This window comes from Citrobacter sp. wls706 (genome assembly GCF_005281305.1).
In the GTDB taxonomy this organism is placed as follows: domain Bacteria; phylum Pseudomonadota; class Gammaproteobacteria; order Enterobacterales; family Enterobacteriaceae; genus Citrobacter; species Citrobacter werkmanii.
The window spans coordinates 512859-536596 of the sequence record NZ_SZXG01000030.1 but is presented as its reverse complement, the minus strand read 5'-3'; the positions used below and the strand labels follow the sequence as shown (position 1 = coordinate 536596).

The following is a 23738-nucleotide window of genomic DNA, read 5'->3' as shown; positions in this document are numbered from 1 at the left end:
CTATCCCGCTTTTTGTACGCTATGATGCTTCTCCATTCCAGGGAGAACGCTAATGAAACCACAGGTTTACCACGTCGATGCCTTTACCTCGGTCCCCTTTCGCGGCAATTCAGCGGGAGTGGTGCTGCATGCTGACGGACTGAGCGAAGCGCAGATGCAGCTGATTGCCCGCGAGCTGCGTCATTCGGAAACCGCATTCCTGCTGACCAGCAACGATAGCGATGTACACATCCGCTATTTCACACCGACGGTCGAAGTCCCCATCTGTGGACATGCTACCGTCGCGGCGCACTATGTGCGGGCCAATGTGCTGGGGCTGGGCAACACTACCGTCTGGCAAACCTCGCTGGCCGGACGTCATCGGGTGGATATCGAAGCCATCGGGGATGACTATCGTATTAGCCTTGAGCAAGGAATACCTGGATTTGAGCCTCCGCTGGAAGGCGCTGTTCGTACTGCAATTATCCGCGCGCTGCATCTGAGCGAAGACGATATGCTGCCAGGGCTGCCGATCCAGGTTGCCACCACCGGCCATTCGAAAGTGATGATTCCGCTAAAGCCTGAGGTAGACCTGGACGCCCTTTCACCAGATTTGCAGGCGCTGGCGACAATCAGCCAACAAATTGGCTGTAACGGTTTCTTCCCTTTTCAAATCCGAAAGGGCGAAAACGCCACCGATGGACGCATGTTTTCTCCCGCAATTGGTATTGTGGAAGATCCAGTCACGGGCAATGCCAACGGGCCGATGGGCGCGTGGCTGGTTCACCACCGGCTGATGGCGCATGATGGCAAAACGTTACGTGTTCAGGGGCATCAGGGCCGCGCGCTGGGTCGTGATGGTATAGTTGATGTGACGGTCGCTATTCGTGATAACCAGCCGGAAAAAGTCACCATTACCGGTTCGGCGGTGATCCTGTTTCATGCTGAGTGGGCAATAGATTTTTAATCTATTCCTGTGGGCCGGATAAGACGATTACGCCGCATCCGGCACTATTCCCGATGGCGTTATTTCCCCGCTTCCGGGTGCGTATCAAACGCCGCCATTACCGTCGCCAATTCTGCTTCAGTAAATCCATGCTTCACATCATCAACGCCCAATCCAAACCGCGCCTGCAATAAGGCGTACAGGCTGGCGACGTCGGGCAGATTAATCTGCTCTACCGCATGGCCATCCTGATAATGGGTAAAATGAAAATTGGTTAACGTAAATTTACCGCCGCCTGGCAGATGACGACACATCAGCAGATGATGACGAAAATGCGACTGCGGCCAATGCGCCGACCAGAAGTTGCCCATCAGATAATCGCTCTGATGCTGCATAACCAGGTCAAAACGGTACATTGATTGCCAGTGTTCGTGATGACGGAACTGCAAAATCCAGTCTTCACCGTCCTGAATCAGACGATACTCCCCGTGTGGTGTGTGCTGTGAAACATCTGCCTGCAGACGAATCGGTGCGGTCAGCGTTTGCCCACCAAATCCGACGTCAGCGATCCACTGTTCTCCCTGTAGCTCAACCAGCAGCAGACGATGCGTGCGTGGCGGTAGGCTTGACGGATTTGCCAGCACCACACGTCCAAGTAAACTGCGGACGGTAAAACCGATTTCGCGGAGCGCCCGCTCAAATAACCCATTTTGCTCAAAACAATAACCGCCGCGACGCGCCGTCACCAGCTTCTCTTCCAGCGATGCGTCGTCGAGTTGCATTTCGCGTGGCAGCAGCACATCGAGATTTTCAAAAGGAATGGCGCTGTTGTGCAGTAAATGCAGCGCTCGCAGGGTTTCAATGTTGGCGTTAGCCGAACCTGACCAGCCAATACGGGCAAAATAAGCGTTTAAAAAAGGCGTCATACGGATCCTGTGAGTTAGTTTCTGCACTTTGATGGCGACAGTATAGTGTCATTCCCGATGAAGCAATTTATTTAGCTCGGTTTTAGCTTAATGACTCACTATCGGGTCTTATTTTTACACGCAGGCTATTTTGTGAGCTGATTCATTTTTTCATCTTATTTTCTACAGCAAAATAACAATCCCTATAAAACATATGGAATTGAGATTTATGAGACTTTTGTCACGCAAGGGCGCGGTTGCGGCCTCCGTTTCCGCAATACTGGCTTCAGGTATACTGGCATCTCCTGCCTATGCGGATAACGTGAAACTGAAAGCAACTAAAACGAATGTCGCATTTTCTGATTTTACGCCTACTGAATACAGTACCAAAGGAAAGCCTAACGTTATTATTCTGACTATGGACGATCTGGGATACGGACAGTTACCGTTTGATCAACGTTCATTTAACCCCAAATCGATGGAAAACCGTGAGGTCGTCGACACCTATAAAATTGGTATTGATAAAGCGATCGAAGCGGCGAAAAACTCGACGCCAACATTACTCTCATTAATGGATGAAGGCGTTCGCTTTACGAATGGATATGTCGCACACGGCGTGTCTGGTCCATCTCGTGCGGCTATTATGACCGGTCGTTCACCTGCACGTTTTGGCGTATATTCAAATACTGATGCGCAAGATGGTATTCCATTGAGTGAAACATTCCTGCCGGAATTGTTTCAAAATCACGGTTACTATACCGCCGCAATTGGCAAATGGCACTTGTCGAAAATTAGCAATGTGCCGGTTGCTGAAGATAAACAAACTCGCGATTATCACGATAATTATACAACATATTCAGCTGAGGAATGGCAACCACAAAACCGTGGCTTTAATTACTTTATGGGATTCCATGCGGCGGGTGTGGCGTATTATAACTCCCCCTCTCTTTTCCGTAATCGTGAACATATTCAGCCCAAAGGCTATATTAGCGATCAGCTGACCGATGAAGCCATTGCGACTATCGACAGAGCCAAAACGTTAGATCAACCTTTCATGTTGTATCTGGCTTACAATGCGCCGCATCTACCCAATGATAACCCGGCGCCAGAGCAGTATCAGAAAATGTTCAATACCGGCAGTCAGACAGCAGATAATTTTTATGCCGCTGTTTATTCCGTCGACCAGGGCGTGAAACGGGTGCTGGAAAAACTTAAAGAAACAGGACAGTACGATAACACCATTATTCTCTTCACTTCAGATAACGGTGCTGTTATTGATGGACCACTCCCGCTGAATGGCGATCAAAAAGGATATAAGAGCCAAACTTATCCTGGAGGAACACACACGCCAATGTTTATGTGGTGGAAAGGGAAACTGCATACTGGCAACTATGGCAAACTTATCTCAGCGATGGATTTCTACCCCACCGTTCTGGACGCTGCGAAAATAACCATCCCGCAAAATTTGAAACTTGATGGTACATCGCTACTGCCTTATCTGACAAAAAATAACAGCGGTTCACCACATGATTATCTGACCTGGGTCACTTCCTATTCCCATTGGTTTGATGAGAAAAATATCCCTTTCTGGGATAACTACCATAAATATGTTCGTAAAGAATCCAATGATTATCCCAACAACCCTAATACTGAAGATTTGAGTCAATTCTCATACACAGTGCGTAGTAATGACTATTCTCTGGTTTACACCTTCGAAAATAAGCAACTGGGCCTGTATAAGCTAAACGATTTACAGCAGAAAGATAATCTGGCCGTTCAGCATCCTGATGTGGTCAAAAAAATGCAGAGTGTTGTGAAGAATTTTATCAAGGAAAGCAAACCACCTTTGAGCCAGGTTAATCAAGAAAAATTCAACAACATCAAAAATGCCCTAAATAGCGAACAATAATCATCCGCTTGTTCTCACGACGGCAGGGTACCCTTGCCGTCTTAATTTTCAGAGAAAAATTATGCATATCACTGCCAAACCAACCAGTTATCAATGTAATCTCAAGTGTGAGTACTGTTTCTATTTGGATAAAGCAGAACAGTTTTCTCATCAGCCTCAGATGACCGATCACACGTTGAAAAATTTCATTGAGGCTTACATCAACTCGGGTGAAAAAGAAGTCTATTTTACCTGGCAAGGCGGTGAACCAACCCTGGCGGGTCTCGACTTCTTCCAGGCGGCAGTCGCTTACCAGCAGCAGTTTGCGGGCCACAAAAAAATACATAATGCCCTACAGACCAACGGTATTTTGCTTAATGATGAGTGGTGTCAGTTCCTCAAACAACATGATTTTTTGGTTGGCATTTCTATTGATGGTCCGCAGACATTACATGATCGTTATCGTACGAACCGCTCTGGTAAAGGGACATTTGATAAAGTCATGTCAGCAATTAACTTGTTGAAAAAACATGATATCCAATTCAATACGTTAACTGTCGTGAACAACCACAATGTTCATCATCCCCTTGATGTTTATCGTTTTTTGAAATCGATTGGCAGTCAACATATGCAATTTATTGAACTGCTTGAGACCAGCGAACCCAATATCCATTTTGACTTATCGAAAGATACTTTCCATCTGATTGATTTCACGGTACCCCCTGCGGATTACGGGCATTTCATGTCGGCTATTTTTAATGAATGGGTAAAAGAAGACGTTGGCAAGGTCTTTATTCGTCAGTTTGAAAGTACCCTTAGTCGAGTGCTCGGCAATGGGCACACCAGCTGTATCTTCCAGGAAGCATGCCGGAACAACTTTGTGCTGGAATCCAACGGCGACATCTATGAATGTGACCACTTTGTCTGGCCCGAGTTTAAGCTGGGAAATATAGCAAACGCAGAGTTATCTTTACTGGAGAGCACACAATTAACCACGCAAAAACAGCTTCTGGCAAATGAATGTCTACACTGTATCTACAAGCCGTTATGCAATGGTGGTTGCCCGAAACACAGAATAACCCCCGGCACAGGTGCCAGAATTTCCTGGTTTTGCCAGGGCTATCAAATAATGTTCGCCAATATGGTGCCTTATCTTAATGCGTTTGTAGAACTTGCCCGGCATGATGTACCTCTGGACTACATCATGTCGATTAATGACAAAATAGCCATTAACAAATGATAAAGTTTTGCTAATGGGAGCGTTGTCGCAATGCAAGCGCCCCCAATCGCACAGCAAAGGGTATCGCTATGAGCCATTTTCGTCCTCTCGAACTAAAACATGCCAGTCGACTGCTAAATCACGGCCCGACCATTTTAATCACCAGTCGAGACGATCATACAGAGCGGCGGAACGTGATGGCTGCAGCATGGTCGATGCCCGTTGGGTTTGAACCACCGCGTATCGCGATTGTTGTCGACAAGACAGCCTGGTCACGTGAGCTAATTGAACGCAGCGGCATGTTTGGCATCGTTATTCCGGGAGTTGCCGCCGCCAACTGGACCTGGGCCGTTGGCAGCGTTTCCGGCCGTGTGGAAGATAAATTCAACTGCTACGGCATTCCTGTGGTGCAAGGACCAGTGCTGGGGTTACCGCTCATAGAAGCAAAATGCCTGGCATGGATGGAATGCCGTCTACTGCCTGCAACGGCGGCGCAGGAAAAGTATGACACCCTGTTTGGGGAAGTGGTCTCGGCGGCCGCTGATGAGAGAGCCTTCGTGGAAGGACGATGGCAGTTTGATGATGACCAGCTCACTACATTTCATCATCTTGGGGGCGGAACGTTTGTCTCCAGCGGAAGACGCATTACCGCATGTGAATAATTGTCTGCTAACGGATGGCAACTCATGCTTTCCATCCTTCACCGTGTTCTTAAAACTTCTGAAAAACCAGTCGGATGAATCGCTGTCCTTCCTTGCTGAATCATTTGCGTGAATTATAGTTAATCTTGCTCTAACTCAAATATCTCTTCCAACCCCAATCAGTCAAAGCAGCATTCCCCAACTGTACTTATAAAGTGTCAGAGAGGTTTTACGATGCAACTGAATAGAATCGCACAAAGTTTTATCCTTGCCGGGTTACTCACCTCTGCCTCTGCTCCCCTGATTGCCGCTGAAGCGCCAAAAGACGCAACCGCTTCCACGCAACAAGCGAACAATGCGCTCTACAACCAACTGCCCTTCTCCGATAACACCAACTTTACCGATGCTCATAAAGGCTTCATCGCCCCTATTCCTCAGGATGTGATCAAAGGTGAGCAAGGAAATGTCATCTGGAATCCGCAACAATATGCGTTCATTAAAGAAGGTGATAAAGCCCCGGATACGGTAAACCCGAGCCTGTGGCGTCAGTCCCAGTTGATCAACATCAGCGGACTGTTTGAAGTGACGGAAGGCGTTTATCAGATCCGTAACCTCGATCTGTCCAACATGACGATCATTGAAGGTACAGAAGGCGTCACCGTTGTTGACCCGCTGGTATCAGCAGAAACGGCCAAAGTCGGGATGGATCTTTACTTTAAAAACCGCGGTCAAAAACCCGTTGTCGCGGTGATTTATACACACAGCCACGTTGATCATTACGGCGGCGTACGCGGCGTTGTTGACGAAGCAGATGTTAAAGCGGGCAAAGTGAAGATTTATGCACCTGCCGGCTTTATGGAGGCGGCGGTGGCTGAGAATATCATGGCCGGCAACGTTATGAGCCGTCGCGCGAGCTATATGTACGGCAATCTACTAAAACCTGATGCCAAAGGTCAGGTTGGTGCCGGACTGGGAACCACAACCTCCGCTGGAACCGTCACCCTGATTGCGCCAACCAATATTATTGAGAAAGACGGGCAAAAAGAGGTCATTGATGGCCTGACCTATGACTTCATGCTGGCCCCGGGCTCCGAAGCGCCTTCGGAAATGCTGTGGTACATCGAAGAGAAGAAACTGATTGAGTCTGCTGAAGACGTCACTCACACCCTGCACAACACCTACTCCCTGCGCGGGGCCAAAATTCGTGAGCCGTTGCCCTGGTCCAAATACATCAACGAAGCGATTGTACGCTGGGGAGATAAAGCAGAAATCCTGATGGCGCAGCACCACTGGCCAACCTGGGGTAATGACAAAGTCGTGAACCTGCTGAAAAGTCAGCGGGATCTGTATCGTTACATTAACGACCAGACGCTGCGCATGGCTAACGAAGGTCTGACCCGCGATGAAATCGCCGCGAACTTTAAACTGCCGGACTCGCTGGCGCATACCTGGGCTAACCGCGGCTACTATGGTTCCGTCAGTCATGATGTGAAAGCGACCTATGTGCTCTATCTCGGCTGGTTTGATGGCAACCCGGCAACGCTGGATGAACTGCCGCCGGAAGAAGCCGCGAAGAAATTCGTCGACTATATGGGTGGAGCGGATGCCATTCTGCAGAAAGCAAAAGCCGACTATGACCAGGGTAACTATCGCTGGGTGGCTCAGGTGGTGAGCAAAGTGGTGTTTGCCGATCCCAATAACCAGGCCGCGCGCAATCTGGAAGCTGATGCGCTGGAACAGCTAGGATACCAGGCTGAATCCGGCCCGTGGCGCAACTTCTACCTGACCGGTGCGCAAGAGCTGCGTAATGGTGTGGTTAAAGGCCCAACCCCGAACACCGCCAGCCCGGATACCGTACGCGCCATGACGCCGGAAATGTTCTTCGACTATCTGGCGGTACATATTAACGGGCAGAAAGCGGGTGATGCCAAATCGGTGTTTAACATCGACCTTGGCAGCGACGGCGGTAAATACAAGCTTGAGCTGGAAAATGGCGTGCTAAACCATAGCGCCAATGCCGAGGCAAAAGATGCTGACGCCACGATCACGCTGAATCGCGACACGCTCAATAAAATCATTCTTAAGGAAGTGACGCTGAAACAGGCGCAAGACAGCGGTGACGTGAAGATAACCGGCGACGGCGCGAAACTTGACGCTATGTTAGGCTATATGGATAAGTTCGAATTCTGGTTTAACATCGTTACACCGTAAACCTGTTGAAAACGGGCGGAAAATTCGCCCGTTTTATTTCACATGCTGTAGCCAGGTTTTTTAATTAACGTTGCCATCTGCGGCTTAATCTCCGCATCCCACAAGCCCTGCCACGCCTCTGGCTCAACTTCAGTCAGCGCCACGCTTACCGAGCTGTCTTTGCTTTGCAAATGACGAATAATGACTTCGGTAATATCCGCCGCCAGTGCGGATTTTTGCTCGTCGCTCAGATCGCGGGGAAAACATTTAATATCAACGTGTGGCATAGCAGGTTCCTTATTGTTTTGGTCAGAAAGTGTGTTTTCTCAAATAATCTTATTGTTTTTCAGCACAGTACGTAGCCTCGGATGCTGACAAACCGCATCGGCGATGGCGCTAATATTCGGCGTATTGTCCTGGAACCAGTCATGTCCCGGCCCCCAGCTACGCATTACACAAATATAAACGTCCAGCAAGGTTAACTGCTCTCCGAGCGCGTACGGCTCGGCGCTTAGCTGGTTATTCAACCACATATAGAGAGATTTTCGGTACTCAATACAATTTTTTTTCAACTGCGCCGGAGCATCCGGCACCCAGCGTTCAGGATAATCGGCATAGGTAAACGTGGGATAGACATTTGCCACCAGCCATATCAACAGACGCTGGAACTGTTGCCGTTCGCTGCGGCCAACGGAGGGCGAAAGCTCGGGACAACGATCGAGGATCATCAAGGCGATCGCCGCCGTTTCCGTCATGACTTCGCCATTTTCCAGTACCAGTGTGGGCACCTGGCATAGCGGATTCATTGTCTTAAGCAGTTCCCGCGAAGGACCATCGCTATCAAAGCCGTCGACATTAATAAAACTGTAAGGGATCTCCGCCAGTGCGAGCATCACTTCACTGATGGCCGATCCCCAGCCCGGCACCCCATAGACCTTAATCATGCTGCAACCCTCAACGTTAAAACCCTAAGTGTAGAGCAGCATTCAACAACCTATGCAGACATGATTATTACTCCCATAATAACAATGATCGGATACCGGGAGATAATAAGCGATGCGTTCGAGTATGTTTGAATACATGTCCATTTTTATACAAGTTGTTGAGCAAGGGGGATTTGCCAGAGCTGCAGACGTGTTACACCTGCATCGCCCCGCAGTGACCAAAGCCATCCAGCACCTTGAAGACGAGCTGGGGGCCAAGTTGCTTAACCGCACAACCCGTAAAGTGTCGCTGACCGATGAAGGTGACGCTTTTTATCAACGCACAAAAATACTGCTCAGTGACGTTGATGACATCATGGCCTCTTTCTCGCCAACTCGCCCGCCACGCGGAAAACTCAGGGTTAATGCCCCTCTGTCGCTGGCGCACTCCGTGTTAGTTCCTGCGCTGAAAGATTTCCAGTCGCGGTATCCTGATATCGAGATGGTGCTCACCTCCACCGACCGTAGAATCGATATGCTTGCCGAAGGTATCGACTGCATGATCCGTATCGGCGAGTTACAAGACTCTTCCCTGATATCCAGGCGACTCGGTGAAGTAAAGATGGTGACCTGTGCGTCACCGGATTATTTGCAACAACATGGCGTACCGCAGACGCCAGAGGATTTATCCCGACACCAGGCACTTAACTTTTTCAGCGAGCGTCACCGCGAAGCGCTGGAGTGGACCTTCATCAGCGGAGGTGAAATTTTATCATTCACGCCCACCGGACGGATAAGCGTTGATAACTCCGATATATTGCTGACCGGCTGTTTATCGGGACTCGGCATCATCCGCGGTGTGCATGCCGTGCTGGCCCCCTACCTCCAGTCGGGTCAGCTCGTTGAGGTACTGGCCGATTACGCCGGGGAATCAAAACCGGTTTCAGTGCTTTACCCGGACAGACGTCATCTCGCCCCTCGGGTGCGGGTATTCATTGACTGGTTATGCGAACTTTTTAGCCAACAAAAACTGCGGCTTCATGGATTATTACAAAATCAGTAATAGTGAAGTTCCGCAACTGCGGTTTTTCACTCTCATCTGAATCGTTAAATTGTGCGGACCCAATACAGAACAATTTACTGAGGTCTGCTATGTCTAAGGTCGTAGTTTTTAATCAAATTGGTGGTGCTGACGTCTTGAAGATTCAGGACATGCAGGTTCCCGCGCCTGGTGCGAATGAGGTTCAGATCCGCGTACGGGCTATTGGTATCAACCGTGCGGAGATTATGTACCGCACAGGCCAGTATATTTACCAACCTAATTTCCCGGCACGGTTGGGTTATGAAGCTGCCGGAGTCGTTGAATCCGTAGGAGACAACGTACGTGAGTTTGCACCTGGCGATGATGTTAGCGTCATCCCGGCTTTCAGCTTTCATCAATATGGTATGTATGGAGAAGTCGTTAATGCCCCGGCACACGCGGTCGTAAAACATCCGCAAAACCTCAGCTTTGCCGAAGCCGCCGCCAGTTGGATGATGTATGTGACCGCATTCGGTGCACTGGTTGAATATGCGGATATTAAACCTGGAGATAATGTGCTGATCAATGCTGCTTCCAGTAGCGTCGGACTGGCGGCAATTCAGATTGCTAATATGCTCGGCGCAAAGCCTATTGCGATGACGCGGACCAGTGAGAAACGAGCTCAGCTACTGCAACTGGGCGCAGCAGAGGTTATTGCAAGCCAGGAGCAGGATCTGGTGGCTGAGATTCAACGGATTACTGATAGCAAAGGAACCCGAGTGGTCTTCGACCCGGTCGGAGGCCCGGGAGTGGCAAAAATTGCCCAGGTGATGCCAGCCGGTGGGATCTTTTTCCAATATGGCTCGCTTGATGCACGCGACCTTTCTATACCGGTCATTGAGATCCTCGGTCGCCATTTGACTTTCCGTGGTTATGAAATTTTTGAGATCACCTCGGACGCAGAAAAACTTTCGCGAGCGAAGCGGTTTATCTTTGAAGGGTTGCAGTCCGGGCAGCTCAAACCGCTGATTGATAAAACCTTTGCCTTTGATGATATCGTCAAGGCACATCAATACATGGAAGCCAACGGTCAGGTAGGCAAAATCGTCGTCACTGTATAACCCCTGTGCGGCACAGCCTTGTGCCGCAATGTGTATCAAAGCACTTTCGACAAAAACTGATGAGTGCGCGTGTGGCGTGGATGATTCAGCACCTAATATTGTACGTTAATGCTATTTTTAGCTATGCTGAGAGCGCCTCTCAAACAATCTTAAGAAGATCCTTCTGAATCTTTGACCGTAATAGTATAGGTTTTATCGAACTCTCCTGATTTTGAAAGCATTCCGCCACCTAAGCCCCCATGTACTCGCACTTTAGCTATGCCTGCTTTTGTTGGTGTCCCTCTAATCTGGATACAATTATTGAATTCATTATCATCACAATACTGTAGGTGAAGCCCTAAATTATCTGGATGAATATCTCCAGCAACGACTTGTTTACCATAAAGATCATAAGAAAGAACTACTCCACCAAATATATTTATTTGGTTATAATAGGGAATGCCAACAGTTGCATCATTAAGTACCTCCCCTTCTGGAGTGAATTCTGCCTGCAACGAACAGGCAGACAGTAAAAATAAAGGCAGAACCAAAAAAAATTTCCCCATTTTATTTCAATGATTTGAAAACCATTCCTCCAAAAAACCTGTTGATAAAAAATTGCAAATCTTTGCTTTGTTTTATCCAGTTTTTTTTCTTTCCCCAAGAAAACAATTCCAAACTAATATATCCATTAGGATCTTGCATGACTGAACCATTCCAAACAACCCAGTGTGTAGGTAATGTTGTTTTATTTGTACTATTTACAAGAAGTCCATCATTTATCAATGTTACGACTTTATAATCTTGCTCAATATATTTATTTAAATCTCTGATTCCCTGAACACCCGCCTGAGTAATACCGACATTACTGAAAACCATTTTATAGCCGACTTTTTCAAACCATTCTGCCAAAATTTGCCAAATTGTGATACCAGCAACTGGAGAATCAAGAGCATCAAAGCTCAGCATTGTATTCTCTGAATCTCTGAGTCCAGCAAGTGTCATCCAGTCTGTACCGGCTATCTTCGGTCTGCCGTCATCATAGTAAAATGCACCTGTAGGATGCCGACAGCCTTTACCTGGCGAAATGATTAAATTACCTATTTTAGTTTTTCCGTATCGCCAAAGTTCACGGGCAGCTTGCGCATACACATCAGGGCGATCCTTTTGCAGGCAGTAAAAAAATGCTGCAGGTCCACATACACTTGCAGCTATTTGATTAGGGAAATTAAATCCGTTAAATCTTTCTTCTATTTGACGTTCTACTATTTTTTTATCAAAAGGATCCCTGGAATTACCAATGGGATATTCTTCTGCTATAAATGGTCTCTCCTCGCGGGTTATGGTAATTATTTTCGTTTCACCGCACTGACTTTCAGGTTTAGGTGTACCTGCCGATTCAAAATAACAGAGATTTTCACGTTTAGCCTCAGACCATGCTTTACCTGTACTAAATTCTGCAAGCGTATACATCTTTGTGAAAGGCTTTGGAGTAACACTGTGAGTATGCAGCATCGTCTTACGATAAAGCGTCATTTCCATAATGTAGATAGTTGATAGAGGCTCATTTATATCTTCAGACATATGTGTCTGAGTTTGGTAGTTATCCTTAAATTTCTGCTGTCTCACATCTATCAGATAATATTTATTTCTGTCAGCATTCATACGATAAATAGATAGATCATATAATAAAGAGTTTGCAGGAACATTAGAGAGAATACGGGTGCTAAGCGGATAAACAGCCATAATTAATCCATTAATATGTGCAGGTTAATATTTTCAGCGGATTCAGCATAATGCCACTCTGTCATCCCTTGGCTATCTGTATTCCCCGTTTCTGTATGGCCGTCCGGGAGTATGAGAAGATACCGGCAATCCACCATCAGTCTGCCGTCATCATCTGCACACTTAAAACGAATACAGTTTCTGCTGCTGACACCCTGTGAGTTCTGCATCATTATCGATAATTGACTGGTGTCGCGGGTGGTTAAAGTACCCGCGACACTGCTGGTATATTGTGTGGCTGTACCAAAAACATAGTGATTGGAGCAGCCACACAACACCCTGTCGCCAGTAGCTACATATGCTTTACCATTTTCCATCCAGTCCACTGCAGAAGCGAAAATTGGAATATGTCCATTGCATTTCCGACAAATTGCCCTGTCACCGGTTTGGGCAATAGCTCTATCACCATCATACCAGGATGCAGAAGCAGTAATAATTTTTCCATAACTTGTTTTATCGCCGAGACAGGCCAGTGCTCTTACCATTTTCAATTCCTTAGTTAAAAAGTGGTAATACTCAATGGCATGATACATAACACATGATTTAAGCAAAGTTTTACTATGCTTGCTCACAACTTCATTAAGGGTGATATATTCCAGATCCAAGTCATTATTCACCTGATAATAAAGTGATTTTTTGATAATTAGTCACTAAGATTGTTACTCAAAAGGAAGACTAATTTAGGATTAACGGACGTTCATATTTTCTTGATAATTTCACTCTTTGGACGCAGCACTCAAAGCACTTTCGACAAAAACTGCTGGGTGCGCGTGTGGCGTGGATGATTCAGCACCTGTTCGCTGCTGCCCTGCTCGACAATTTTGCCATCGACCATAAACACCACTTGGTCCGCCACTTCCCGGGCGAAGCCAATCTCGTGCGTTACCACAACCAGCGTGGTTCCCGACTGCGCCAGCGTTTTAATCACATCCAGCACTTCGCCCACCAGTTCGGGGTCAAGCGCTGACGTGGGTTCATCAAACAGCATGACGCGCGGATTTAATGCCAGTGCACGGGCAATGGCGATACGTTGTTGTTGTCCGCCGGATAAGTGACGCGACCAGGCATCGGCTTTATTACGCAGCCCTACCGCATCAAGCAGGGTTAATGCCCGCTCGGTGGCGGCTTTACGCGATGCCAGTCCGTGTGCAATGGGCGCTTCAATCAAATTCTCCAGCACTGTTAGGTGTGGGAATAGATTAAAGTTCTGAAACACATAGCCGACGTTGACGCGCTGGCGCAAAATTTCCGCCTCTTTCAGCTCATACAGCTTATCTCCCTGCCGACGATAACCAATGTAATCGCCATCAATTTGAATAAACCCTTCATCCACACGCTCCAGATGGTTGATTGTCCGCAAAAGCGTGGATTTCCCGGAACCGGATGGGCCAAGAATAACGGTTACCGTACCGGGCGGGATCTCCAGCGATACGTTATCCAACGCTTTATGGCGGCCGAAGTATTTGCTGACGCCGGTAATAGAAATATGGCCTTCAGGCGAGTGGGACATGGGCGGCCTCCTGCTGTGGACGTTGACGACTGCGTTTTGCTGCACGACTCACCCGGGCGGTATTGATCGCTGAACGTCGTTCGCTACGTGCCAGCGCGCGTTCGACCAGGTGCTGAATTAGCGACAGGACGCTGGTAATTACCAGATACCACACCGCGCCGACCATCAGCAGCGGGATCACCTCCTGCGTGCGGTTGTAGATCATCTGGATGGTGTAGAACAACTCAGGCATGGCCAGCACGTATACCATCGCCGTCCCTTTCGCCAGACTGATGATTTCATTGAACCCGGCAGGCAATATAGTGCGCAGCGCCTGCGGCAGGATAATTCGCAGCGTACGTCGCCATGCCGGTAAGCCCAGCGCCGCAGCGGCCTCGTACTGACCGTGATCAACGCCCAAAAATCCACCACGAATAATTTCAGCGGTATAGGCGCTTTGCACCAGCGTCAGGCCGACTACCGCAGTGGAAAACTGGCCGAGTACATTGATGGTCTCAAAACTGCCCCACTGAAGCGGAGTAAATGGAATACCAATCGTCAACGTGTCGTACAGATAGGAGAAGTTGTACAGAACGATTAGCACCACAATCAACGGTAATGAACGAAACAGCCAGATGTATCCCCATGCCAGACCGTTCAGCAACCAGGAAGATGAAAGTCGCGCCAGCGCCAGCAGACCGCCGATGATAATACTCAACAGCGTACCGATAAGCGTCAGCAACAATGTTTGCCCGAGACCGGACAAGATAACCGGATCAAAGAACCAGCGGGCAAATACGGCCCATTCCCAGCGCGGGTTAAATGCCACGGACTGGATAATCACCGCCAGGACAAACAAGGCAACAACCGCTCCCACGGTGCGCATAGGATAGCGCGCCGGTACGACTTTAATGCTATCAGTCGTTTTCATTTTATCTCCTCAGGCAATTCTGGCCTGACCGGCGATGGTCAACAGTTTGGTAAAGCGCAGTCGTCCATCAAACGGCGGCTGGCTGTACTCTTCCGGATCCCGCGCCGTATCAAATTGCGGATCGTAGCCCTGACTTAAATACAGCCGGACGGCCTCCGGCTGGCGAAATCCTGTGGTCAGATATATGCGGCTGTAGCCCGCGAGCAGCGCCCGACGCTCCAGTTCCTGCACCACGCGCGCCGCCAGTCCCTGCTGACGTAGCGTGCTTTTCGTCCAGATACGCTTAATCTCGGCGGTGTCTTTGTCGTAAGGTTTGTAGGCTCCGGTGGCGATAATCTCGCCGCCACGCTCCAGGACCACAAACAGTCCCTGCGGCGCCAGATACCATTCGGTCAGTTCCACCTCTGCGTCGCGAGAAAAATAATCGCCATAGCGGGCGGCATATTCACCAAACAGACCGTTCAAAATGGGTTGCAGCTCGCTGGCTTCAGGTGAGACCACGCGAAATTGATCGCTCACGATGACCTCCTTAGTCGCCTAACCCGGCTGGGTTGATTTCAGATTGCGGAATGCGTTCCACCCCTTCCCCCCAACGGTTCAGTACCTTGTCGTAGTCGCCGTTGCCAATCACGCCGTTGAGGGCGGTTTGCACAGGCAGAACCAAACCGCTGTCTTTTTTCAGCGTCACGGCGATATGTGCCGCTTTTGGCCAACCGCCATCAACGCTACCCACCAATTGCGTTTTACCGTTGAGCGCGGCTTTCCACGCGCCGATAACGTTAGGACCGAAGTAGGCATCAGCGCGACCTGACTGCAGGGCCAGAGTCTGGGCGGCATCGTCTTTGGTATACACTGGCGTAAACGGCTGTAACCCTTTCTTCACGTTTTCATCGTTCCAGGCCAGCAGGATGGCTTCCTGGTTCGTCCCCGAACCGACGATAATGCGCAGACCGGCGATATCTTCCGCCTGCTCGATTTTCTTCAGCTTGCTGCCGGTTTTGACATAAAAGCCCAGGGAGTCCTTACGATAGGTCGCGAAATCGAATTTCTCTTTGCGCGCTTTTGTGACGGTAATATTGCTAATCGCGGCATCGTATTTGCCGGAGGTGACCCCCAGCGGCCAGTCTTCCCATGATGTAGGCACAACGTTGAGTTCCAGACCCAAACTGTCTGCCACCAGACGGGCAATGTCCGCCTCGCTGCCGATCAGTGTTTTATTGTCATCGGCAAATACGGTCAGCGGCGGCTGACTGAGCCCGGCAATCGCCACAGTAAATTTGCCCGGTACGGCCAGGTGCAGGTTCGCGGGTAATTGCGCAATCGCCTGCGGGTTTTTTGCCGTATTAATCGGCGTTTTATTGGCTTCCAGGCTTACGCCCGTGCCGTTAATAGTCACGTCATTTGCCCAGACGGTCGCGCTGAAAGCCAGCGACAGCGCGAGGAATACTGATTTTTTCTGCATAGCGTTTTTCTCTTATTGTGTGAATTGATTTGCAGGTGTCGCTAATCCCAGGCTTGCGCGCAGGGTCGTACCGGGATATTCATGGCGGAACAGACCACGAGCCTGAAGCACGGGGATAACCTGCTCAACAAATCGTGGGAAGGTATCCGGCGTTCCTCCCTGAATAATAAAACCGTCAGCGGCTTTCTCGTCGAACCACTGCTGAAGTCCGTCGGCCACCTGTTGAGGCGTGCCGCTAAAACGCGGACGCGGGCTGGCTGCTTCCAGGGCAACCTGACGTAGCGTTAAGCCACGCTCGCGCGCATTGCGCTTGATCTCATCGGTCGTGCTGCGAAAGCTGTTTTGTCCGAGGGATCCCAGATCCGGGAACGGTGCGTCCAGCGGATATTGGGCAAAATCATGATGTTCGAAGTAGCGGCCAAGGTAGTTCAGTGCGTCAGTGATGGAAACCAGCGCAGCGGTCGTCTGATACTGCTGCTCCACGTCCTCTGCGCTGTCGCCAACAATAACGCTGACGCCCTGGAATATATGCAGTTGATCGGGACCGCGCCCGGTGGTTGCTAATTGGCTTTTTACATCCTGATAGAACGCTTTAGCCTCTGCCAGCGACTCCTGATGAGTGAAAATGGCATCGGCATGCTGCGCCGCTAATTTCTTGCCATCGGATGAAGCACCTGCCTGAAATATAATTGGACGGCCTTGTGGTGTACGCCCGATATTTAACGGCCCGGCGACCTGAAAATAATCCCCATGATGGTTAAGCGTGTGCAGTTTTTGCGGATTAAAAAACTCCCCGCTTGCCTTATTACGGGTAAAAGCATCATCTTCCCAGGAATCCCACAGTCCTTTCACCACCTGTAAATATTCATCGGCAATACGATAACGCTGGGCATGCTCTGGATGCTGGGCGCGGGAATAGTTTTTTGCCGACCCTTCCAGAGGCGACGTCACCACGTTCCATCCGGCACGCCCCTGGCTGAGATGGTCGAGGCTGGCAAACTGCCGGGCGGTGGTAAAGGGCTCACTGTATGACGTGGAGACGGTGCCAACCAGTCCCAGATTGCGGGTGATGCTGGCCAAAGCAGATAATACCGTCAGCGGCTCAAAGCGATTTAAAAAATGCGGGATTGATTTTTCATTAATATACAGACCATCGGCGACAAAAATAAAATCCAACTTCCCTTTTTCCGCAATACGCGCCGTTTCTTTAACAAAGTCAAAATTAATACTGGCATCGGCCTGCGCTGCCGGATGACGCCATGCAGACATATTTCCCGATGCGCCATGCAGAATAGTGCCGAGCCGTAGTTGCCGATTTTCAGCCATAATAACCCCTACCCAACAGGTAAAATTAAATGTGTGCGAATGCCGTTTTTGCTAAATGAGCAAAATAGTGCGCGGCGGGTTCTATTAAACGTTCATCCGGATTAAATCCCGGATGATGTAATCCGTATTCGCTGGCGCTGCCAATACTGACGAACGCCCCAGGCGTATTTTGCAGGTAGACGGCAAAATCTTCCCCGCCCATATGCAGGTCGGCATGGTGGGTGGCGTAGCCTGATTGTTTCGCCACGGCGGTGGCGATATCGGCCCAACGATCATCGTTCACCAGCGCAGTCGGTCCCGCGTGCCAGATAACATCAATTTGTGCGCCAAAAGCGTGGGCAAATCCGGCCGCGATATCATTAACCCGGGCTTTGACCTGCTGCTGCACTTCAATGCGATGCGTTCTGAGCGTTCCTTCAAGCTCTACTGACTCTGGCAGCACGTTCCACGTGTTTCCTCCCTGAATACGGGTCACGCTGAGCACCACTGAATCCAGGGTGTTAACATCGCGACTGGCAACGCTTTGCAAAACTGTTACCAGTTGGCTGGCTAGCAGGATGGCGTCTTTGCCTTCATGCGGACGCGCCGCATGTGCGCCTTTGCCATTGATACGTAACACAAAGCGATCAACATTGGCATAGAATGCACCACCGCGCGTAGCGAACTCTCCTACCGGCAACCCCGGTTCATTGTGCATGCCAAAAATAGCCGCGACGTTTTGCAGAGCACCGGCGCGAATCAGTGTTTTTGCGCCACCAAAACTTTCTTCAGCGGGCTGAAACAAAATACGGACTCGCCCCGGTAAGTCAGCTTCCTGCTGCTTAAGCAGCAGTGCGGCGCCAAGCATGACGCTGGTGTGAATATCGTGCCCGCAGGCGTGCATCACCCCCGGTGTGAGTGAGCGAAACGGAACATCGGCGCTTTCTTCTATCGGGAGGGCATCAATGTCCGCCCGCAATGCGATGATCTCTTCTCCCTGACCAATTTCCGCGACCAGACCGGTTTTCAGGTTGAATGGCAGAATCTGGACATCAGCACCGTGCAACCAGTCGCGAATACGCGCCGTCGTCGCCACTTCCTGCAAAGAAAGTTCGGGGTGTTGATGCAATTCACGACGCCAGTTGATAAGCGTTGTCGCCAGCGTCATCAGACCACCTCCACGGCGTTATGGGCTTGTGCCAACAAACGTAGCGACGTCAGACGCGCGTGCCCCTCTGCCACTGGCGTGTCGATAATGAACTCATTAATGCCAAATTGCGCGTGCAGGCCGTTCAGTTTTGCCAGCACGTCGTGGGCGGTACCGTATAATAAGGCCTGTTCACGACGTGCGATTTTGCGGGGAGAACTGCCAGCCTGCGCAGCGAATGCCAGCGCCTGCTCTTCGCTGGCAACTGTGACGCGTTGCCCATTTTCTAGTTCCACGCCCCAGATCTGCACATTTTCGGCAAGCTGCGCGGCGGTGTCGTTACTGTCAGCCACAATCACCTGGACGGCGACTATCGTCGGGCGTGTACTGTGGGTCTGCCAAAAGGACAAAACGTCACGCAATAACGCTCTGTCACCGTTGAGGTGCGCCGCGAAGATGAAATTCCAGTTGGATTGCGCTGCCAGCTGAGCGCTTTGCACACTGGCTCCCAGAACAAATCCTTCCGGCGGTTGCGGTGGGATTGGCGTCGGGAATATCGCTTCCCCGCTTTCCGTTCCGCTTAACGCCAGCCAGTCGTTAAGCTGGGAAAGCTGGTCAGCAAAACTGCCTTTTTCATCCGCATGAAGTCCCAACTGTAACGCCTGAGTCGACAGGGGTAAGCCGCCAGGCGCTTTTCCGACGCCAAGATCGACACGTCCGGGGGCCAACGATGCCAGAAGATTAAAGTTTTCCGCCACTTTGTACGGGCTGTAATGCTGCAGCATCACGCCGCCGGAACCTACGCGGATTCGCTGGGTTTGTCCGAGGAGCCAGGCGATCACCAGCTCCGGCGATGGGCTGGCCAGCTGTGGTGTATTATGGTGTTCCGCGATCCAGAAACGATGGTATCCCCACTCTTCTGCCAGTTGCGCCAGACGCAAGGTCCGGGCAAGCGCCATCACGGCAGTTTCTCCTTCCCCAACGGGGCTTTTATCCAGAATACTCAGGCGATATGACATGTTACAGGCCCATGTTTGTTAACATGTCTTTATTATTAAATTATCAAATAACCATAATGAAACACTTAATTCACATTTGCTCAGCTAAAAAGTAGATAACCAGCCCTGTTGCCATCAGGGATAATACCAGTGGATTCCTTGACTGGTCAGAACACTCAATGGAAAACATGCAAAATTCATGACCTACAAAATATAATAGGGGCGCGACTCTCACAGAAATAACATCAAAATAAGTTCATGCCTGTTTTCTTTTTGCGAAAACGTTTTTTAGCGCGATTTACGTTAAGTCAGGTTAAACGACTTGCAAGGTTATGCGGTTGTATTAAATGTTTCACTTTTATGACGCTTAATGGATAGTACATATAGGATTTTTTAATTTAAGCACTTCCACAGCAATGATGATTAGTAGAGAATACAGCGTTTCTTATTAAAACGGTTTAATACAGTTTTTTAATATCCCCCGATTTTTATTGCGGGGATTTTTGTATGAATTATACATACCATCATGGGGCCTCTATGAAAAGTAACATGCCCGTTACACAAATTGAGTATGCACTTAACGATAAAGCGACGCTGCTCTCGACGACAGATAAAGAAAGTCATATTACCTACGCCAACACCGCTTTTATAGACGCCAGCGGATTTAACGAGCATCAGTTAATGGGCGAACCACATAATATTATTCGCCATCCTGACATGCCTCCCGCCGCGTTCGCCGATATGTGGTACACGCTACAGCAGGGAGACAGCTGGACGGGAATGGTGAAAAACCGGCGGCAGAATGGCGACCATTACTGGGTGCGAGCCAACGTGACACCGGTCTGGCACAATGAAAAACTCACTGGTTACATCTCGGTACGGACGGTTCCTTCGCGCGATGAAATAACGCAAAGCGAACGCTTATATCAAAAAATAAATAGTCAACAGTTTAAACACTTTCGCCTTTTTAAGGGCGTTATTATTCGTCGTGGCATATTAGCATGGGTTTCTGCGTTTAAATGGCTGAGTATTAGCCAGCGAGTTAATTATAGTTTAGGGGTAGCTGCCCTGCTGGTGCTGTTATTAATTTTTATCCCCGTCCCCCTCTTTATTCAGGCAGGTGGACTGTTGGTGCTGTTTCTGGCATTAGCTATTTACCTTAAGTATCAAATTTGTCAGCCAGTTAATACGCTACTGACGCAAATGAAAAAAGTGGTGTCAGGTCGTAAACCCGATAACTGTCATTTAAACAGGGTCGATGAGATCGGAATGTTGATGCGTCTGGTTAATCAGTCCGGGCTTAATTTGAATTCGCTGGTCGATGACGTCAGTACGCAACTATCCGGTATTCGCGCAATTAGCCAGCGGGTGTCAAAAGAAGGTTCTGCGTTGCACAAACGTTCAGAAGAAACCTCCGCTGACCTGCAACAAACTGCTGCTGCCCTCGAAGAAATTGGCAGCGCGGTACAGCAAACCGCTGATACCGCAGCGCATACTATGACCATGGCCGATAAAACCAGCGCCAACGCGGCAGCAGGCGGCGATATCATGAAACAAACCATTGCCATGATGCAGGCAATCTCGCGTGATAATGGGCAGATTGTCGACATCATTGGCGTTATCGACAGCATTGCCTTTCAGACCAATATTTTGGCGCTCAATGCCGCGGTTGAAGCCGCACGAGCCGGGGAATCCGGGTGTGGATTCGCCGTTGTGGCGGCAGAAGTGCGCAATCTGGCGCAGCACTCAGCGTCCGCGGCAAAAGAGATTAAACAACTGATCGAGAAGAACGTCGCCAATGTTAACAGCGGCGTCAAAATGGTGGAGAAAACGGAAACGCATCTCACCGGCATAATTGGTGATGTCTTGCAGATGTCGATGATGATCAAAGATATTAGTCTGGCCACGCGAGAGCAAACCCAGGCGCTGGATCTGATTAACGATTCGATTTCACGCGTGGGGGCCATGACACACAACAACGCCGAAATGGTGGAACGCGTCACTGACGCTACCGCCGATCTGACCCAGCGTTCATCACGCTTACAGCAGGCCGTTCAGGTCTTTGGCGCATCAGCATAACGTTACGGCGCTTACCGGGCGAATGTCTTGATAAGCGCACTCCTCTGGCTGGTTAAACGCCCCCTCTCTTTTATTGGCTGAATCGAGGCCACACCGCGCCAGTTCCGGCTGCACAAAAATGCTGCATTCTTGTTATCGGGGCTTTGCGCAAGTGAACAATTGAATGTAGGATGCTCGGCCGGCAGTTTTCCCCCCGTAACACAATGAAGGGTAACGCTGTTTTCGCCGCAGCAGGTGCGGCAAAAAGGATTTTGTATTTTTGTCAGGTCAACAGGAAAAGTAATGAACACACACAACACGCAAGCCGCGGAACAACATGCGGCGAAACGACGCTGGTTGAATGCTCACGAAGAGGGGTATCACAAAGCGATGGGGAATCGACAGGTACAAATGATCGCCATTGGCGGCGCGATTGGTACCGGGTTGTTTTTAGGGGCAGGCGCACGTTTGCAGATGGCTGGCCCCGCTTTGGCGCTGGTCTATCTGGTGTGCGGTATTTTTTCGTTCTTTATTCTTCGCGCGCTCGGCGAACTGGTTTTGCACCGCCCTTCCAGCGGTAGCTTTGTCTCCTACGCCCGCGAATTTTTAGGTGAAAAAGCCGCCTATGTGGCGGGCTGGATGTATTTCATCAACTGGGCGATGACCGGTATTGTCGATATCACCGCAGTTGCGCTGTATATGCATTACTGGGGCGCATTTGGCGACGTGCCGCAGTGGGTGTTCGCCCTCGGGGCGCTGGCCATTGTCGGCACCATGAACATGATCGGCGTGAAGTGGTTCGCAGAGATGGAGTTTTGGTTTGCGCTGGTCAAAGTGCTGGCGATTGTGATTTTCCTGGCTGTGGGTACCGTTTTCTTAGGTAGCGGAAAACCTCTGGATGGCAACGCCACGGGTTTTCACCTGATAACCGACAACGGCGGATTTTTCCCGCATGGCCTGCTGCCAGCGCTGGTGCTGGTCCAGGGAGTCGTCTTCGCGTTTGCCTCCATCGAACTGGTCGGCACTGCCGCTGGTGAGTGCAAAGATCCGCAAACGATGGTGCCAAAAGCGATCAATAGCGTTATCTGGCGTATCGGTCTGTTCTACGTGGGTTCAGTGGTCCTGCTGGTTCTACTTCTGCCCTGGAACGCCTATCAGGCGGGACAAAGTCCGTTTGTCACCTTCTTCTCCAAACTTGGCGTGCCGTATATCGGCAGCATCATGAATATTGTGGTGCTCACCGCGGCGCTTTCCAGCCTGAACTCCGGCCTGTACTGCACTGGCCGTATTTTACGTTCCATGTCGATGGGCGGTTCCGCGCCAAAATTTATGGCTAAAATGAGCCGCCAACAGGTGCCATGGGCAGGGATCCTCGCCACGCTGGTCGTGTATGTCGTAGGGGTATTTCTGAACTATCTGGTGCCGTCGCAGGTGTTCGAGATCGTGCTTAACTTCGCCTCGCTGGGCATCATTGCGTCGTGGGGATTTATCATGGTTTGCCAGATGCGTCTGCGCCGGGCGATTAAAGAAGGTAAAACCGCAGACGTCAGTTTTAAACTGCCGGGTGCGCCGTTTACCTCGTGGCTCACGTTGCTGTTCCTGCTGAGCGTGCTGGTGCTGATGGCGTTTGATTATCCAAACGGCACTTATACTATCGCATCATTACCGTTAATTGCCATCCTGCTGGTTGCAGGCTGGTTCGGCGTGCGTAAACGCGTAGCGGAAATCCACCGCACCGCGCCGTAAGGATA

20 protein-coding genes and 1 pseudogene are annotated in these 23738 nt (G+C 49.9%); 9 read left to right on the top strand and 12 right to left on the bottom strand.

The window, feature by feature from the left end; all coding sequences use genetic code 11:
• The first annotated feature begins 52 nt into the window (after nt 1-52).
• Nucleotides 53-946 (top strand): PhzF family isomerase, encoded by an 894-nt coding sequence (locus FDW92_RS10515; protein WP_042308329.1) that lies wholly within the window; start codon nt 53-55, stop codon nt 944-946.
• A 59-nt stretch (nt 947-1005) separates the two neighbouring features.
• Here FDW92_RS10515 and nhoA read toward each other — a convergent pair whose 3' ends face one another.
• Nucleotides 1006-1851: an N-hydroxyarylamine O-acetyltransferase gene (gene nhoA / locus FDW92_RS10510; RefSeq protein WP_042308328.1), complete on the bottom strand. Its 846-nt coding sequence runs from the start codon at nt 1849-1851 to the stop codon at nt 1006-1008.
• Nucleotides 1852-2059: 208 nt separating this feature from the next.
• On the opposite strand from nhoA, the gene FDW92_RS10505 reads away from it, so the two are divergent.
• The 4 genes from FDW92_RS10505 to FDW92_RS10490 all read left to right on the top strand — a co-directional run bounded on the left by FDW92_RS10505 (nt 2060) and on the right by FDW92_RS10490 (nt 7789).
• Nucleotides 2060-3739 (top strand): sulfatase, encoded by a 1680-nt coding sequence (locus tag FDW92_RS10505; RefSeq protein WP_042308326.1) that lies wholly within the window; start codon nt 2060-2062, stop codon nt 3737-3739.
• 61 nt (nt 3740-3800) lie between these two features.
• Nucleotides 3801-4958 (top strand): anaerobic sulfatase maturase, encoded by a 1158-nt coding sequence (locus FDW92_RS10500; protein WP_042308325.1) that lies wholly within the window; start codon nt 3801-3803, stop codon nt 4956-4958.
• Between the two features lie 68 nt (nt 4959-5026).
• Entirely contained in the window at nt 5027-5599 is a 573-nt protein-coding gene (locus FDW92_RS10495) for a flavin reductase family protein (RefSeq protein WP_042308323.1), read from the top strand.
• A 213-nt stretch (nt 5600-5812) separates the two neighbouring features.
• Complete coding sequence (locus tag FDW92_RS10490; RefSeq protein WP_042308321.1) at nt 5813-7789, top strand: alkyl sulfatase dimerization domain-containing protein; 1977 nt, start codon at nt 5813-5815, stop codon at nt 7787-7789.
• A 38-nt stretch (nt 7790-7827) separates the two neighbouring features.
• On the opposite strand, the gene pptA is transcribed toward FDW92_RS10490, so the two are convergent.
• Together pptA and FDW92_RS10480 are read right to left on the bottom strand one after the other, a co-directional pair.
• Nucleotides 7828-8055 (bottom strand): tautomerase PptA, encoded by a 228-nt coding sequence (gene pptA, locus FDW92_RS10485; protein WP_042308319.1) that lies wholly within the window; start codon nt 8053-8055, stop codon nt 7828-7830.
• Between the two features lie 39 nt (nt 8056-8094).
• Nucleotides 8095-8712 (bottom strand): glutathione S-transferase family protein, encoded by a 618-nt coding sequence (locus FDW92_RS10480; RefSeq protein ID WP_042308317.1) that lies wholly within the window; start codon nt 8710-8712, stop codon nt 8095-8097.
• Between the two features lie 112 nt (nt 8713-8824).
• Here FDW92_RS10480 and FDW92_RS10475 point away from each other — a divergent pair, with 112 nt between their 5' ends.
• A complete protein-coding gene (locus FDW92_RS10475; RefSeq protein ID WP_042308315.1) occupies nt 8825-9754 on the top strand; it encodes a LysR family transcriptional regulator in 930 nt (309 codons plus the stop codon).
• Between the two features lie 89 nt (nt 9755-9843).
• The gene (locus FDW92_RS10470; protein WP_042308314.1) at nt 9844-10833 is read left to right on the top strand and encodes a zinc-dependent alcohol dehydrogenase family protein; all 990 of its coding nucleotides are present in this window, start codon (nt 9844-9846) and stop codon (nt 10831-10833) included.
• A 149-nt stretch (nt 10834-10982) separates the two neighbouring features.
• Here the strand turns inward: FDW92_RS10470 and FDW92_RS10465 are convergent, their stop codons facing one another.
• The 9 genes and pseudogenes from FDW92_RS10465 to FDW92_RS10420 form a co-directional block, all read right to left on the bottom strand.
• Complete coding sequence (locus FDW92_RS10465) at nt 10983-11378, bottom strand: hypothetical protein (RefSeq protein WP_042308313.1); 396 nt, start codon at nt 11376-11378, stop codon at nt 10983-10985.
• 1 nt (nt 11379) lies between these two features.
• A complete protein-coding gene (locus FDW92_RS10460; RefSeq protein WP_042308312.1) occupies nt 11380-12558 on the bottom strand; it encodes a hypothetical protein in 1179 nt (392 codons plus the stop codon).
• A gap of 2 nt (nt 12559-12560) precedes the next feature.
• Nucleotides 12561-13202, bottom strand: a complete 642-nt coding sequence (locus tag FDW92_RS10455) for a PAAR domain-containing protein (protein WP_227255171.1) — start codon at nt 13200-13202, stop codon at nt 12561-12563.
• Between the two features lie 131 nt (nt 13203-13333).
• The gene (locus FDW92_RS10450; protein ID WP_042308310.1) at nt 13334-14107 is read right to left on the bottom strand and encodes an amino acid ABC transporter ATP-binding protein; all 774 of its coding nucleotides are present in this window, start codon (nt 14105-14107) and stop codon (nt 13334-13336) included.
• Complete coding sequence (locus tag FDW92_RS10445) at nt 14091-15017, bottom strand: amino acid ABC transporter permease (protein ID WP_042308309.1); 927 nt, start codon at nt 15015-15017, stop codon at nt 14091-14093. Before FDW92_RS10445 ends, FDW92_RS10450 begins: the two co-directional genes overlap by 17 nt.
• A gap of 9 nt (nt 15018-15026) precedes the next feature.
• Entirely contained in the window at nt 15027-15536 is a 510-nt protein-coding gene (locus tag FDW92_RS10440) for a GNAT family N-acetyltransferase (RefSeq protein WP_042308308.1), read from the bottom strand.
• Between the two features lie 10 nt (nt 15537-15546).
• Nucleotides 15547-17805 (bottom strand): annotated as a pseudogene (locus FDW92_RS23210) (NtaA/DmoA family FMN-dependent monooxygenase).
• 25 nt (nt 17806-17830) lie between these two features.
• A complete protein-coding gene (locus FDW92_RS10425) occupies nt 17831-18952 on the bottom strand; it encodes an amidohydrolase (protein ID WP_042308306.1) in 1122 nt (373 codons plus the stop codon).
• Complete coding sequence (locus tag FDW92_RS10420) at nt 18952-19950, bottom strand: MsnO8 family LLM class oxidoreductase (protein WP_042308305.1); 999 nt, start codon at nt 19948-19950, stop codon at nt 18952-18954. The genes FDW92_RS10425 and FDW92_RS10420 overlap by 1 nt, the downstream gene beginning before the upstream one ends.
• Before the next feature lie 516 nt (nt 19951-20466).
• On the opposite strand from FDW92_RS10420, the gene FDW92_RS10415 reads away from it, so the two are divergent.
• Together FDW92_RS10415 and ansP are read left to right on the top strand one after the other, a co-directional pair.
• Nucleotides 20467-22008 (top strand): PAS domain-containing methyl-accepting chemotaxis protein, encoded by a 1542-nt coding sequence (locus FDW92_RS10415; protein ID WP_042308304.1) that lies wholly within the window; start codon nt 20467-20469, stop codon nt 22006-22008.
• 282 nt (nt 22009-22290) lie between these two features.
• A complete protein-coding gene (gene ansP / locus FDW92_RS10410) occupies nt 22291-23733 on the top strand; it encodes an L-asparagine permease (protein WP_042308296.1) in 1443 nt (480 codons plus the stop codon).
• Nucleotides 23734-23738: the final 5 nt, after the last annotated feature.

What these genes read in the sequence shown, in the direction of transcription:
- FDW92_RS10425 (WP_042308306.1), bottom strand. Translation starts at nt 18,952, where the DNA reads ATGACGCTGGCGACAACGCTTATCAACTGGCGTCGTGAATTGCATCAA.
- FDW92_RS10475 (WP_042308315.1), top strand. Translation starts at nt 8,825, where the DNA reads ATGCGTTCGAGTATGTTTGAATACATGTCCATTTTTATACAAGTTGTT.
- FDW92_RS10505 (WP_042308326.1), top strand. Translation starts at nt 2,060, where the DNA reads ATGAGACTTTTGTCACGCAAGGGCGCGGTTGCGGCCTCCGTTTCCGCA.
- FDW92_RS10470 (WP_042308314.1), top strand. Translation starts at nt 9,844, where the DNA reads ATGTCTAAGGTCGTAGTTTTTAATCAAATTGGTGGTGCTGACGTCTTG.
- FDW92_RS10460 (WP_042308312.1), bottom strand. Translation starts at nt 12,558, where the DNA reads ATGGCTGTTTATCCGCTTAGCACCCGTATTCTCTCTAATGTTCCTGCA.
- FDW92_RS10490 (WP_042308321.1), top strand. Translation starts at nt 5,813, where the DNA reads ATGCAACTGAATAGAATCGCACAAAGTTTTATCCTTGCCGGGTTACTC.
- FDW92_RS10495 (WP_042308323.1), top strand. Translation starts at nt 5,027, where the DNA reads ATGAGCCATTTTCGTCCTCTCGAACTAAAACATGCCAGTCGACTGCTA.
- FDW92_RS10465 (WP_042308313.1), bottom strand. Translation starts at nt 11,378, where the DNA reads ATGGGGAAATTTTTTTTGGTTCTGCCTTTATTTTTACTGTCTGCCTGT.
- FDW92_RS10480 (WP_042308317.1), bottom strand. Translation starts at nt 8,712, where the DNA reads ATGATTAAGGTCTATGGGGTGCCGGGCTGGGGATCGGCCATCAGTGAA.
- FDW92_RS10415 (WP_042308304.1), top strand. Translation starts at nt 20,467, where the DNA reads ATGAAAAGTAACATGCCCGTTACACAAATTGAGTATGCACTTAACGAT.
- FDW92_RS10445 (WP_042308309.1), bottom strand. Translation starts at nt 15,017, where the DNA reads ATGAAAACGACTGATAGCATTAAAGTCGTACCGGCGCGCTATCCTATG.
- pptA (WP_042308319.1), bottom strand. Translation starts at nt 8,055, where the DNA reads ATGCCACACGTTGATATTAAATGTTTTCCCCGCGATCTGAGCGACGAG.
- ansP (WP_042308296.1), top strand. Translation starts at nt 22,291, where the DNA reads ATGAACACACACAACACGCAAGCCGCGGAACAACATGCGGCGAAACGA.
- FDW92_RS10515 (WP_042308329.1), top strand. Translation starts at nt 53, where the DNA reads ATGAAACCACAGGTTTACCACGTCGATGCCTTTACCTCGGTCCCCTTT.
- FDW92_RS10500 (WP_042308325.1), top strand. Translation starts at nt 3,801, where the DNA reads ATGCATATCACTGCCAAACCAACCAGTTATCAATGTAATCTCAAGTGT.
- FDW92_RS10420 (WP_042308305.1), bottom strand. Translation starts at nt 19,950, where the DNA reads ATGTCATATCGCCTGAGTATTCTGGATAAAAGCCCCGTTGGGGAAGGA.
- nhoA (WP_042308328.1), bottom strand. Translation starts at nt 1,851, where the DNA reads ATGACGCCTTTTTTAAACGCTTATTTTGCCCGTATTGGCTGGTCAGGT.
- FDW92_RS10450 (WP_042308310.1), bottom strand. Translation starts at nt 14,107, where the DNA reads ATGTCCCACTCGCCTGAAGGCCATATTTCTATTACCGGCGTCAGCAAA.